This is a genomic window from Acinetobacter sp. FY683 (assembly GCF_059515885.1).
The window spans coordinates 1-13,828 of the sequence record NZ_JCAKNA010000046.1 but is presented as its reverse complement, the minus strand read 5'-3'; the positions used below and the strand labels follow the sequence as shown (position 1 = coordinate 13,828).

Here is a 13,828-nt window from a genome sequence, read left to right as displayed (position 1 = left end):
ACCATACGTAAAGACAGACGGAATAAGGATTTAATCATTAAGCAGCATTGGATGGCTGCGTCGGAGTAGGTTTGATTTCGCCCTTGTTTGCCTTTTGATGGCGCATACCATTGCGTAGCAGGATCAAACCAAATGGCAATATTTCCGCGACTCATGAGTGCTCGGTTATATGCGGGCCAATTGGTTGTGCGGTAGATTTTGTGTGTAGGCTTCTTCATTTGAAAATTATATCGCTGAAAAACCCTTTACAGATAGGTTTGTGCAACAAAACCGTTCTATGTTCATCTTAATAAAGAAAAAGGTATTTTAAAAGTTCAGTTTGCAGAAGAGCAAACATGTCAGATCCCTTACAGTATAGCTAAGGTCAATACGAAAAATATTTTAAACCAGATGAACATAACATGCATAATGGAGAATTAATATGCGGTTTCTATATTTATTAATACTATTATGCTATGGGACATCAGTTTGTGCTGCTTGTATTCGAACAATATCATTAAGTCCTACAGTCGATGCAAAAGCAATAGCCGCTGGTTATACAGCAGCCTCTTGGTCTGGATCTACAGATACTGCTGATGGCCCAATGGGTATTCAAAATACAATTTCAATTAGTGGTAGTTCTTCTATCCAACCATCGGGCACTCTGTTGGCAAGTAGTACAAAAAGCTTTTTAACAGGTGGTTATAACGGCGGATATTCAGCAAACCAAGTTCTATTTCGGTGTGCTCTTAGTGATGCAAATAGCCTATATGAATACTATGCAACGAATGGAGATAGTCCTTATGCTGGTATGTATCTTGCCTCAGAAGTTAATGATGCATACTACAGTTTTGTAAGAAATATAGCATTTCGTTTAACGAATGTAAGAACTGGAGAATATTTTAGTCGTTACTGGAAGCGTAGGGCATTAGATACTGAAGATTTATTTAATGATGGTACCTATATTTATGTACCCGCTAAAGCCTTTAGTGGCATAACTATGGAATTGTTTAAAATTAACAGTACTACTTATTATGCGAATGCTGCTACTCGTTATAAGTATGCTTGGAGTCAACCCTTTGGCTATACGGCTTTCCAAGGAGGTGGACTAAGTAGTGCATTATCCGTTGGTGCTGATAGTGCTTCTCAATATGGCGGTTGGTATGCTTATTGGCCTGGCGCTTGGGGACTTTTTAATAGTTCAGTGACTTTTGTTCGAGGGGCTATATGTACTTTAAGTGATTATCCTTCTTATGTGCTCTTTCCAACAACCACGATTGTTGCCTTAGATGCAGGGAATACATCCCAGAAAAATTTTAATATTTCTTTAACGTGTGAAAGTAATGCAAAATCTGGCACAGCTTCAAGTAATTCAACTCCTGAACTAGCGATTGGGTTTTTAGTAAATAATGCGACAGCAGTTGCATCTGCACGAAAGTTGGGTCTAACTAGTGGTTCAACAGGCTTAACCATGTTGCTTGATAGTAAGTATGGTTCACCCAGTCAAGCTTCAGGTGTAGGAATTAAAATTTATAGCTCAAAAACTGGCTCAGCTATTAATCTACTAAGTACTTCTTATACAGCTGGTGCAGGTGCTAACTATACTGGTAATGCAAATGGTTGGTATGGATTCACTACTCTTACAAGCAATATTGGTGCAAATATTGATAATAATACGTTGTATTCAGGTTCTTTTATTGCGTCTTTAGAAAAAATTAGTGGGCAAACTGTTACCCCTGGAGAAGTTAATGCGCAGCTACAAGTTTTGGTTAGCCTTCAATAAAAATATCGTCTTTGTTTTGCTATTTATTTCTAGTCAATGGGCGCAAGCCGTTGTCAATATAGATCGTACTCGAGTCATTATTCCGACAGGTGAAGTAAGTACTTCTTTTAATTTGATTAATAGTGCGACAGATAAGCCTGCGTTAGTACAAATTTGGATAGATGATGGTGATCCAACTATAGCGCCAGAAAACATTATTGTCCCAGTAGTTGTTATTAATCCGATATTTAAGTTAGAAGCCCAAGAGCAACGTAATGTAAAAATTATTTTGCCAGATGTATTTAAAATAGCAGAAGATAAAGAAAGTATTTATTGGCTAAATATATTACAAATTCCTGCAATACAAAAAATGAAACCTGATCAACAGCGCCTTATTTTACCTTTAAGGCTGCGATTAAAATTGTTTGTTCGCCCAACTCAAGTTCAAGCACCAACAAAAGAAGAATTACACAAGCTTCAATTTACGAAACAAGGGAAAACATTATTAATTAATAATCCTACGCCATGGAATATCACGTTTGTTGGCGTACATGTAGATGGCAAACGATTTAATGATTTTATGATATTGGCAAAGAATAAGTATGCTTTGGAATTAAAATCTACGCTCAATGTAAATAGTTTTATTGAGTTTAATGTCGTTAATGATTTGGGTAATCAATGGCCGATGAAGGTCAGTATTAAATAGTTAAAAATATCGCTTTTATAGATAGATTGGGCTTATGTATTCGCTTTTTAAGGGTATAGATTATTTTAATGGGTGTTGAAAAAAACTAAGACGAGAACTAAGTACACTTGTCTATGAAACTAATTAAATAAAAGCTTCAATTTTCTCAAAACCCATTCAATACTTCATAGTGGGCTAAACTGTTTTAAATTGTGATGATACAAGGTGGCTTTCAGTTTGTGCCATGAGCTGAATGAGTTCCACATGTTTAATTGCGGTTAATAGACGAAGCAATGCATGCGCGGCATAAGATATGTATTTATTCCTGACAGTACAATTGATACAAGGTTTGCATAATTCCCAGTACTTTTGGATCGCTTAATTGGTAAAAAATTTGCTTACCTTCACGACGTGTCGAGACGATTTCATTTTTGCGAAGCACCGTAAGTTGCTGTGATAAAGAGGGTTGATGAATGTCTGTACAATCTTCTATTTGTTGGACATTTAATTCACCATTGATTAACACACATAAAATTTTTAAACGGTCAGGGTTTGAGAGAACTTTCAAACAATTTGAAACGGTATCTACCTGGGTAAATTCAATTTTTAAGTTGTCGATAGAGATGTTCATAGACAGTGTCCTGAATTCCTAAAAGGCAAAACTGTGAAATTTCACGCATAATAACATAAAATCACTTGATTAATATATTTGATTATATAATATAAGTTTAAATACTGTTAATGGCATTTTCCCATGCATGATTTTCTGATTGCGTTTATTGGCGGTGCACTGCTAGGCATTGCAGTGGTGGGCTATCTTTATGTTCACGGTCGTATTGCAGGTATTAGTGGTTTAATTGGTCAGGTACTAAATATTCAAACCGTCTTTAAAACCCCTGCAATTTGGTTTTTGTCAGGTTTAATCATTACGCCTTTTGTTTACGGTCTATTTGTACAACCTGAAATTGTATTAGCGGCAAGCCCACTAATGATGATTATTGCTGGTCTCTTGGTTGGTTTTGGTACACGTTTAGGTTCAGGCTGTACCAGTGGTCACGGTATTTGTGGCATCAGCCGTTTATCAAAGCGTTCAATTGTTGCCACTATGACCTTTATGTTTGCTGGTTTTGTCACGGTATATGTGGTTCGTCACTTGATCGGAGCATTCTAAGATGAAAAATATTTTAGCCTTTATTTTTGGTTCGCTCTTTTCTGTAGGCCTAATGGTATCAGGTATGTCGAATCCACAAAAAGTTATCGACTTTTTAGACTTGTTTGGCAATTGGGATGCCAGTCTTGCTTTTGTGATGATGGGTGCAATTGCGGTGGCATTTATTCCATTCCAAAAAGCGGTGCGTAGTGCCGCACCCAAAACAGTATTTGATGAACCGATTGAGTTACCAAGCAACAATAAAATTGATCCAAAGCTCATCATAGGTGCGTTAATGTTTGGTGTAGGTTGGGGCATTGCAGGAATTTGTCCAGCGCCAAGTTTTACTCTTATTGGCTTAGGTCATTATCAAGTGTTGTATTTTATTGTGGCAATGCTTGCAGGTGTTTTGATTCATCGTAAATGGTCTGGAGCATAAATCATGCAACAAGCAATAGTTCAGGATTTTTTTGATCAAGCGACCAATACTTTTAGTTATGTGGTGAGTGATCCTGTAACGAAATACTGCGCCATTATCGACAGTGTTTTGGATTATGATTCGGCATCTGCAACTACATCGACCACACATGCAGATCAGATTATTGCCTATGTTAAAGCACAAGGTTTAAGTGTTGAGTGGATTTTAGAAACCCATGTGCATGCAGATCATCTCACTGCTGCGCAGTATTTGAAGTTAGAACTCGGTGGCAAAATTGCTATGAGTCATAAAATTGCCTTGGTACAAGAAACCTTTAGTGCGATTTATAACTTAGACATTAAGCAATTTAATGCTCAACAACCTTTTGATTATTTATTTGATGATCATGAGTATTTTAAAATTGGTGCGTTAGATGCCTATAACATTCCAACACCGGGGCATACACCTGCATGTTTAAGCTATGTGGTGGGTGATGCAGTGTTTGTAGGGGATACTTTGTTTATGCCAGATTATGGTACGGCACGTTGTGATTTCCCTCGTGGTAGTGCAGACGTATTATTTGACTCGGTACAAAGGTTGTATAAATTGCCTGAAAACACCCGTGTATTTTTGTGTCATGATTATTTGCCTGAAACGCGTGATGAATATATCTGCCAAACTGATATTCAGCATCAAAAAACATTCAATATTCATATTCATAATGGCACAAAAAAAGCTGAATTTGTGCAAATGTGCAATCAACGTGATGCGACTTTAAGTATGCCAAAACTAATTTTGCCATCAATTCAGATTAATATGAAAGCAGGTCAATTTCCTGAACCTGAGGAAAATGGAGTTTCTTATTTGAAATTACCATTAAATTATTTTAATCAATAATAACGGTGAAATAGCGCTAAACCTATTTTTAATGGGTTAGTGCTATTTTATTTTAACCATCAATATGAATATCTTGATGTGTACAAATTCGATAGAATTACTCTTGAGCCTCATTATTTTCCCAAACATCAGTAGCATATTGTAAATGCTTAGATTTGACATAAATTGTTGTGGCAGAAGTTGCAGATAATTGTAAATCACAGTTTTGTGGTAAGCGTATCCATGTTCCTGCAGGATAGATATTTGAATCGGAAAATAATTCACCATCAATAATTAATATTTCGATGCCTTTTTCTTTTCTCTCAGCAAACTTTTGATGCGCCTCCAACTTTTCTAAAAAAGTTTTTTCAAATTTTGACTCAAACAAAGGACAAATATGCCGACCTTGGTTCAATATCCAGTTATTTGGATCGGATGTATTGATGCGAGTCGGTTCTAATTCATTCTCTGTCATTTGCATGAGTTTAACGAAAATTTTACAACCACTTTCACTAGATACTTGGTGTGCTGATTGGTGTGGATTACGCATGTACCAGCCAGCAGGATAATGATGTTTTGCATCCTCAGTGAAAACACCCGATAGCACCAATACTTCTTCGCCTAGAGGGTGATGATGCTTAGGAAACTGAGATTTTGGTGCAAATTTCACGAGGCTTGTTGCTCGTGCTTTTTCCTTACCTATTCGATCAAGCATCATACGATTGACTTCACCACTAGGGGATTTGACCCATCGATAGTCTTGAGGTGTGATGATTACTGGTTTTGAGAAGTCAGCATGGATATGCATATAGAGAATTTTTTATAGCAAGAATAATAAGATTAGCATAGATGTAAGTCTAAAATTTTGCTGGTTATACATATAAGTGTTTAATGAGTACGAAGTTAAAATTTTCTTATACTTTATTTATTTGAAGGTAGGTGTGGCTTAGTAATATTTAATGTAATCGATTTTGGTTTTTATCAAATTATAACGATAATTTTTAGATTGTTTTTTATAGCATCTCGCTGTTTTAAAAAATAATTTCTCTAATAATCTCAAATTTTTATTTTTCTAAGGCTTTGCTTTTTTATTGATGAATCACGTTTGCATGCTGATTTTAAATCCATGATTCTGTGGATTTAGTCGCAAATGCTCCATTGGCATAGGTTAAATGAAGCTGTTTATTAGGGGAGTAATTCAGTCAATTACAAAGACTTTTGAATTACGAACATTATTTAAAGCGATTTAAAGTTAAGTGAAAAATGAATTATGGAATAATCCTAGGGTTTAGTAATCCTATGTGATACTGGTTAGTTTACATAAAATTACAGTTAAGTTTCACTTAATATTTTTATTAAATAAGACCATGGTGCAAAAAATAGTCACTTGTTTTTTTGAATTGTTAATTTTAAGCAATTGAAATTATTTTATTTATTTTAAGAAAGTAATTTTACACATTTGTTTTTTGCTCTTTTAAAGCGGTAAGGTTCAACTAATCCAATCTACTGTTTGTAATGTTATGTTAAAATTTGATCAAGAAATTGATTCTTCTCTTATATGGAGTTTCAGAGTCGATTGTGTTGATGTAATTTTGGGTGTATCAGTTCTATGGTTAATTTTGTGAAAGTTATTGCTGTTCAAGGTAATGTTGTATATGAAAATAAGTTGGGTGAAGTTAAATCATTATCCGGCTTAATTAAATTACCATCAGACACAAAACTTGTTTTTTCACAAGAAAGTCTAGTTGTTATTCAACTCAAAAATGGTCGTATTATTAAAATTAAAGGTAGTGACTTAAAAGATTACAATGGTGAGTTGTATTTAAATAGTGAATTATTTCATGATCTTACATCAAATAAAATCTCTGATTTAGAAAAAATTGAAAATTTCGCAACAGATTATCAAAATGTTGTTGAGGCTGTAGATGCCAATATTATTCGTTTAGATGATGGACGAGTATTCAAGCGTGTTGGTAAAGACTATGTGGAAGTTGCAGCCGATACTTTTGGGGATGAGAGTGGTGGTGGTAACCATTTTGTACAGTTGGCAAGAATTGGTGAAGATACCGTTGCTGATGGTGTTAATCCATTAATCTTAAATCGTGTGAATTTAACTGTTCAGGGTGTAGCAGTGGCCACACCGATTATTAATGATTTCTCCAACCCAACTGATCGTAATAATTTATTTAATATAGAAAATAATTTGAATCGTCCTCCATTCGCAATTGATGATGTGTATGAGACTGAATTAAACACACCTATTATTTTAAATCCTTTAGATAAAGACTACGATTTAGATGGTAAGACAATTCAAATTACTAGTATTAATGGTCAACCGAATGTACCTAATACAGAAATTGATGTACCAAATGGTAAAGTGGTAATTGATAATAATGGGATTATTACATTTATACCTGATTTTGGTTTTACTGGTATTGTTGAATTTCCATATGTAATTAAAGATGAACGTGGTGAGACAGCAACAGCAAAAGAAATTATTACTATTAAGTCTATAGATACAACAAGTTTAGCTATTGTTTCTGAAGAAGGTTTAGTTGGTGCTAACCCTGATGAAAAAGGTAATACAGATACTACTGATAGTAGTACTAAGAATGGAAAAATTATAGTTGGTGATACTACTTCTTATACAGGTCTTCAGTATGAGTTAACAGATATTCCAAATGAACAAATTACAAGTAATGGTAACGCTGTTACTTGGGTTTTAGACTCTACTAATAATACTATTATAGGTTCTGCAAATAATGTTGAAATAATCAAAATTGAGCTTAATGGTGTAACGGGCGAGTATACGGTTACTTTATCTGGTCCAGTTGATCATAAAAATCAAAAAGAAGAAGATACTTTAGAGTTTAAGGTACCGTATCAAGTGACGGATAGTCAGCGTGGTTTGGTGAGTGGTGAAATCTCCATTACTGTAGAGGACGATAGTCCGATAGCTGTGGATGATGTCAACTATATTATGGAAGATGCAGCGCCAATTACAGGTAATGTACTCGATAATGATGCCGTAGGTGCAGATGGTCATGCACAAGTGACTGAAATTAAAGGTAAGTCTTTAGTTGATGGTAAAACTACTGTAGACGGTAAGTATGGTACTTTAACCATCCATACAGATGGTAGTTATACTTACACCTTAGACAATAACAAGCAAGAAGTACAAGCCTTAAAGCAAGGTGAGTTGGTTGAAGAAGAATTCAACTACATCATGCGTGATGCAGATGGTGATACTAGTCAAGCAGAATTAAATATTTATATTACGGGTCAAAACGATACACCGATCATCAATACAGAAGCTAAAGCTATTGTTTCAGAAGAAGGTTTGATAGGTGGTATTAAAGATAATAATGGTACTACGGATAGCACCGATGAAGCAGTCTTTACAGGTCAAATCAGTGTAACGGATGTTGATAAAGATGCAGAATTAACTTATACGCTAACTGGCAAACCAGAAGAAAAATTAACCAGCAATGGTCAGCCTGTTGTATGGACTTTAGATTCTGCTACGAATACGGTAACAGGTTCTGTGAATGACAATAAAGTCATCGAACTTAGACTTGATAGTAAAACGGGTGAGTATACGGTTACTTTACATGGTCCAGTCGATCATCCAGATAAAAACATTGAAGATATTTTAGACTTTAATGTGCCATATCAAGTGAAAGATGAGCATGGTGCGAGTGCCGATGGCAAGATCAATGTCACCGTTGAGGATGATAGTCCGATAGCATTTGATGATATTCCTGAAGATATTAACGGCAAAGAAATTATTTTAATTGAAGATGATCTTTCTATACTAAATGGTAATGTTTTAAATAATGATAAAGTTGGTGCAGATAATCATGCTACGGTGGTAAGTATTCAATATACAGGCTCTAATTATACTGTGCAAGAAATAGAACACGGTGTACAAATAGTAGAGACGCCATACGGACAACTTAAAATTTTTGAAAATGGTACATATACCTATACTTTAGATAATACCAAATTTGAAGTTCAGCAATTAACTGATCAGGATACTGTACAAGAGATATTTTCTTATACCATGCGTGATGCCGATGGTGATGAAAGTGTAGCAAATCTAACCATTACAGTTAAAGGAAGAAATGATCCTTTGGAAATTGGTACGGAAGCACTTGCAGTTGTATCCGAGGAAGGCTTGCTTGGTGGAATTAAAGATACTCAAGGTGTTACAGACAGCACAGACAGTAACGTTGCTGTAGGGAAAATTATTGCAGCTCCAAATGCTCCTAAACCTGATGCTATATATAAATATACATTAACAGATACTCCAGAAGAAAAACTAACAAGTTTAGGTGAAAAGGTTGAATGGAGTTTAGATTTAACTACGAATACTGTGGTCGGTCGTACTGCGAATGGTAATGCAGTAATCGAGATTCAGTTGAATAGTATTACAGGTAAATATACAGTTACTTTACATGCACCAATTGATCATCCCGAAGAAACTTTTGAAGATGCGTTAAGCTTTATTGTTCCTTATAAGGTCGAGGATCAATATGGGCAATCTGCTAGTAATTTTATACGTGTAGTTGTTGAAGATGATAGTCCAATTGCGGTGGATGATGTCAACAGTATTATAGAAGATGCGGAGCCTGTTACTGGTAATATTTTAAAAAATGATAACGATAATACAAAGGGGAACGGTGACGGTAACATCGGTGCAGAAGGTCAAGTTTTAGTATCAGTTTCTGGTACAGAATTTAAAGAGAGTACAACTGTTTCTATTAAAGGTATATACGGCACTCTAGAAGTTAATAAAGATGGAACGTATACATATACTTTAAATGATGAAGCGCAAAAGCTAAATAAAGATGAAAAATTTACTGAAAAATTTACTTACGTTATACGTGATGCAGATGGTGATACTAGTCAAGCGGAATTAAATATTTATATTACGGGTCAAAACGATACACCGATCATCAATACAGAAGCTAAAGCTGTTGTTTCAGAAGAAGGTTTGATAGGTGGTATTAAAGATAATAATGGTACTACGGATAGCACCGATGAAGCAGTCTTTACAGGTCAAATCAGTGTAACGGATGTTGATAAAGATGCAGAGTTAACTTATACGCTAACTGGCAAACCAGAAGAAAAATTAACCAGCAATGGTCAGCCTGTTGTATGGACTTTAGATTCTGCTACGAATACGGTAACAGGTTCTGTGAATGACAATAAAGTCATCGAACTTAGACTTGATAGTAAAACGGGTGAGTATACGGTTACTTTACATGGTCCAGTCGATCATCCAGATAAAAACATTGAAGATATTTTAGACTTTAATGTGCCATATCAAGTGAAAGATGAGCATGGTGCGAGTGCCAATGGCAAGATCAATGTCACTGTTGAAGATGATAGTCCGATTTTAGTCAAAAATGGTGAAACCATTGTTTTAGACGAAAAATACTTAACATTTGGTAGTGCCACAGATGTGACTAAAACCACTGCCACAGGAGTTTTACAGGTTGGTTGGGGTGCAGATAATAGCTCAGGAAAAGATGCGCAATTTACTCAAGCAACGAAAGATACTTTAGAAGATTGGAGTAAAACGACTGAGCAACCATTTGACGTGACGCTTTCTGCTGATGGTCATCATCTTGTTGCTAAAACAGGTAATACAACGCTGTTTGAAGTGACATTAACGATTAATGCTCAAGGTGAGATTGAGTATAAATTTACCTTACATAATGCATTTAAGCATGGTAGCTCGGATCAGTTCGATTTAGCGTTTGATTCAATTAAGATTACGGACGCTGATGGCGATAGCGTGAATGGTTCATTTAATGTTGTGGTGAAAGATGACCATCCAGATTCAAAAACAGTTCAAAAAATAGAAGTTAACGAAGATTTATATTTACCATCTGGTGAAAAATCGACTAATACTATTCATACCAATGCTGATGCAACGCAAAATAATACCACTATTGATGGCGGATCAAAAACACCACATGGTACGGCTGTAGTAAATCCAAATGGTACGATTAGTTATACGCCAGATAAAGATTTTAGTGGTACAGATAAATTTACCTATACGACAACTAATGATAATGGAAGTTCTGAAACTTATACCGTTGAAGTTATTGTTAATCCTATTTCAAATGATCCACCATTATTAACAACAAGCACTGAAGTTTTATGTACACCAGAAGATACAACGCTTAAATTAGGCTTAAAAACACCTCAAATTTTAGATAACAATGATCAGAATGGTACAAAAACTGGAGATCAGCCTGAGCGTTTAGGTGCAATTACCTTAACATTGTCTGCTGCTGGTACAACAACGGTTGTATTAGGTACGGGAGATCCAAATACTGGTGCGATTTTAGTTGATGGTAACAACAAGCCATTAATGTTAAATGGTTCTGGTGGTTACACAATTGTTTTGGTCAATACCGATGGCACATTACATGGATCACATGTCGTAGACATTCAGCTGAATGATTCAAATGTTAACTATTTGACTGTTGAGCAGTATGAGGCTATTCAAGCACAGCCGGGTGTGAATCGTCATGAGAACTTTGAAGTAGATGTTAGCGTTACGAGCTATGAGGTAGATGCAGCAGGTCGTATTGATCAAAATGCTATGGGTGTGGGTTCAACACCAGATGATTTAACTGACGATGCTAAAGGACTTGGTGCAACTAGTTCGGAAACGATTCAAGTCACTGTACGAGCGGTAACCGATAACGTAGCATTAACTTTTGATCAAACTAAAATGACTGGTACAGCCGAGTTTGTTAAGGGGAATGCTCAAAATACGCAAAATGATCAAGCTCAAAAAGCATATCAGGTTGTTTATGATCAATCTAAGTCTATCCCAGAAGCAACGGTTAGCATTTCTGAAGATTATGCGGTCAATCTGAAAGAGATCACCAATATTCAATTTGATGATTTAGATGGTAGTGAACAGCATTCGATTACAATTGAGAACCCAGCAAATTCGGGTGGAACAATTCGAGTGTTTAATGGGGAAGAATGGGTTGACTTAGCACTAGGACAATCAGTCATCATTGCTGCTAAAACGGGCTTAAATGGCCAAACGGGTGATGAAAATAGCTTTAAAGATATCAAAATTGCTGGTGGTGAAAACCAAAGTCAAAATATTAATGGCATTAAAGTCACTATCAATGCAGAAGATACAGACAGTGATGGGGCGAAATGTGGCACACCAATTGCGGAGAAAGATTTAAGCGATAACTCGGTGATCATTAATCTTGAAGTTAAACCAGTGGCTGGTGATGTTCAAATTACGAATGTTCAAACTTTAGAAGATACGGCTGTTGCTTTCTTGGTGGGTTTAAAAGTAACGGACACGATTCAGCAAGGGGCAGCTGCGACAAGTACAGATGGCGAAGTTATTAATGAAGTAAGTTTTGACGTGCCGAATGGTTGGAAAGTTACTGCACCTGATGCTACCTCGGGGTGGTCGTTCATTGGTAATGGTGTTGATGGAAAATATATTATTACTTTTGATAGTAGTTTAACTGAAATCGAGCGTGAAGAAATTCTAAGTCAATTCAAAATTTTACCACCTGCTCATAGCAGTAAAGATTTAAAAGACCTTCAAGTTAAGGTTACAACAACAGATACTAAAGGCAGTGATGTTGATATTGTTACTAAGGATCTTAATTTAACTATCAAAGTAACACCTGTTGCTGAACGTCTAGAGCAGATTGAGAAAACAGACGGTAATGATAGTAGTCATTGGAAACCAATGGATACGGATGGTGCTGCAGCGAATGCTAACCATGATGAAAATATAGTAAATAGTGATAAAACTGCCGATTTAACCATGAATGGCGATCATATATATTCATATGAGTCTGATTTAAAAAATTTAAACTTTGTTTATGATCGTTCAATTGAAAACTTTGATCCAGATGGGCTTTGTTGCACAAACCTAGCATGGAAGGCTTATTCAGCAATATAATTTCAAAATGAATAAACCTGCCCCTAAAATCTATCGTACAACCAATTGGTCATCCTATAATCGAGCCTTAATCAACCGGGGTAATATTTCCATTTGGTTTGATCCAAAGACCCAGTGGTATGCACAATCACAAGGCAAGCAAGGTCGAAATCAGACCTACTCCGATACAGCGATTCAATGCTGCTTAATGATCAAATCTCTATTTCGACTCTCTTTACGTATGGTCACAGGTTTTGTTCAAAGTCTGATTAAACTCTCTGGATTAGATTGGACAGCGCCGGATTACACTACGCTTTGCAGAAGACAAAAACATATTGATATTGCGATTAGCTATGAAAAAAGTAGTGATGGTCTGCATCTACTCGTAGACTCTACTGGTTTGAAGTTTCTAGGTGAAGGTGAATGGAAATGCAAGAAACATGGGGCTGAATATCGTCGTCAATGGCGTAAGCTGCATATTGCTATAGATGCTAAAACTCTTCAAATACGTGCTGTACAGCTCACTACAAATGATGTTGGTGATTCTCAAGTACTTGAAGATTTACTTTCTCAAATTCCCTTGGATGAGAAAATTGATTCTGTTTATACAGATGGTGCTTATGACACAAAGCATTGCCGACAAGTCATTTTAGATCGAGATGCACATGCGATCATTCCACCGAGGAAAAATGCAAAGCCTTGGAAAGATCAGCAAGCGAGGTCTATCGAGCGGAACGAGTTATTAAAGACAGTCAAACGTCTAGGTAGATCGCTTTGGAAAAAGTGGTCTGGTTATCACCGTCGGAGTTTGGTTGAAACGAAGATGCATTGCATCAAATTATTAGGCGATAAATTAACAGCAAGGAGTTTTCCTAGTCAGGTGAATGAGATCCACGCACGCATGGCAGTCTTGAATAAATTCACAGAATTAGGTCGTCCTCATACCCAAGTTGTCTCTTAAATTTGGCTCACCTAGGGGAGCTCAGCCTTTCAAGCCTTTATGCAACAAAGCC

The 13,828-nt window shown here is 36.1% G+C and carries 10 protein-coding genes; 7 read left to right on the top strand and 3 right to left on the bottom strand.

The features are described 5' to 3' along the window. Positions 1 to 218: transposase (locus tag AC5YDH_RS14380; RefSeq protein ID WP_031978715.1), on the bottom strand; the 218-nt coding region annotated here is incomplete at its 3' end. 203 nt (positions 219 to 421) lie between these two features. Between AC5YDH_RS14380 and stbD the strand changes: the two genes are divergently transcribed. Together stbD and AC5YDH_RS14370 are read left to right on the top strand one after the other, a co-directional pair. Further along, the gene (stbD, locus tag AC5YDH_RS14375; protein WP_496120476.1) at positions 422 to 1,762 is read left to right on the top strand and encodes a fimbrial usher protein StbD; all 1,341 of its coding nucleotides are present in this window, start codon (positions 422 to 424) and stop codon (positions 1,760 to 1,762) included. Further along, positions 1,728 to 2,447, top strand: a complete 720-nt coding sequence (locus tag AC5YDH_RS14370; RefSeq protein WP_496120474.1) for a fimbrial biogenesis chaperone — start codon at positions 1,728 to 1,730, stop codon at positions 2,445 to 2,447. The genes stbD and AC5YDH_RS14370 overlap by 35 nt, the downstream gene beginning before the upstream one ends. Positions 2,448 to 2,745: 298 nt before the next feature. Here the strand turns inward: AC5YDH_RS14370 and AC5YDH_RS14365 are convergent, their stop codons facing one another. Beyond that, positions 2,746 to 3,057, bottom strand: a complete 312-nt coding sequence (locus tag AC5YDH_RS14365; RefSeq protein WP_496120472.1) for a metalloregulator ArsR/SmtB family transcription factor — start codon at positions 3,055 to 3,057, stop codon at positions 2,746 to 2,748. 123 nt (positions 3,058 to 3,180) lie between these two features. Between AC5YDH_RS14365 and AC5YDH_RS14360 the strand changes: the two genes are divergently transcribed. From AC5YDH_RS14360 to AC5YDH_RS14350, 3 genes are read left to right on the top strand one after another with little or no spacing between them, the layout of a single operon-like run. Beyond that, entirely contained in the window at positions 3,181 to 3,597 is a 417-nt protein-coding gene (locus AC5YDH_RS14360) for a YeeE/YedE family protein (protein ID WP_496120471.1), read from the top strand. A gap of 1 nt (position 3,598) precedes the next feature. Further along, complete coding sequence (locus tag AC5YDH_RS14355; protein ID WP_496120469.1) at positions 3,599 to 4,015, top strand: DUF6691 family protein; 417 nt, start codon at positions 3,599 to 3,601, stop codon at positions 4,013 to 4,015. 3 nt (positions 4,016 to 4,018) lie between these two features. Next, positions 4,019 to 4,891: an MBL fold metallo-hydrolase gene (locus AC5YDH_RS14350; protein WP_496120467.1), complete on the top strand. Its 873-nt coding sequence runs from the start codon at positions 4,019 to 4,021 to the stop codon at positions 4,889 to 4,891. A 97-nt stretch (positions 4,892 to 4,988) separates the two neighbouring features. On the opposite strand, the gene AC5YDH_RS14345 is transcribed toward AC5YDH_RS14350, so the two are convergent. After that, positions 4,989 to 5,678: a cupin domain-containing protein gene (locus AC5YDH_RS14345; RefSeq protein ID WP_496120465.1), complete on the bottom strand. Its 690-nt coding sequence runs from the start codon at positions 5,676 to 5,678 to the stop codon at positions 4,989 to 4,991. Between the two features lie 801 nt (positions 5,679 to 6,479). Here AC5YDH_RS14345 and AC5YDH_RS14340 point away from each other — a divergent pair. Both AC5YDH_RS14340 and AC5YDH_RS14335 read left to right on the top strand, forming a co-directional pair. Next, the gene (locus tag AC5YDH_RS14340) at positions 6,480 to 12,836 is read left to right on the top strand and encodes a cadherin-like domain-containing protein (protein ID WP_496120464.1); all 6,357 of its coding nucleotides are present in this window, start codon (positions 6,480 to 6,482) and stop codon (positions 12,834 to 12,836) included. 7 nt (positions 12,837 to 12,843) lie between these two features. Further along, positions 12,844 to 13,776 (top strand): IS5 family transposase, encoded by a 933-nt coding sequence (locus AC5YDH_RS14335; RefSeq protein WP_496116183.1) that lies wholly within the window; start codon positions 12,844 to 12,846, stop codon positions 13,774 to 13,776. The last annotated feature ends 52 nt before the right edge of the window (positions 13,777 to 13,828 follow it).

Bases quoted from the DNA above. Each gene is read 5' to 3' on its own strand.
- stbD (WP_496120476.1), top strand. From the start codon at position 422: ATGCGGTTTCTATATTTATTAATACTATTATGCTATGGGACATCAGTT.
- AC5YDH_RS14370 (WP_496120474.1), top strand. From the start codon at position 1,728: ATGCGCAGCTACAAGTTTTGGTTAGCCTTCAATAAAAATATCGTCTTT.
- AC5YDH_RS14365 (WP_496120472.1), bottom strand. From the start codon at position 3,057: ATGAACATCTCTATCGACAACTTAAAAATTGAATTTACCCAGGTAGAT.
- AC5YDH_RS14360 (WP_496120471.1), top strand. From the start codon at position 3,181: ATGCATGATTTTCTGATTGCGTTTATTGGCGGTGCACTGCTAGGCATT.
- AC5YDH_RS14355 (WP_496120469.1), top strand. From the start codon at position 3,599: ATGAAAAATATTTTAGCCTTTATTTTTGGTTCGCTCTTTTCTGTAGGC.
- AC5YDH_RS14350 (WP_496120467.1), top strand. From the start codon at position 4,019: ATGCAACAAGCAATAGTTCAGGATTTTTTTGATCAAGCGACCAATACT.
- AC5YDH_RS14345 (WP_496120465.1), bottom strand. From the start codon at position 5,678: ATGCATATCCATGCTGACTTCTCAAAACCAGTAATCATCACACCTCAA.
- AC5YDH_RS14340 (WP_496120464.1), top strand. From the start codon at position 6,480: ATGGTTAATTTTGTGAAAGTTATTGCTGTTCAAGGTAATGTTGTATAT.
- AC5YDH_RS14335 (WP_496116183.1), top strand. From the start codon at position 12,844: ATGAATAAACCTGCCCCTAAAATCTATCGTACAACCAATTGGTCATCC.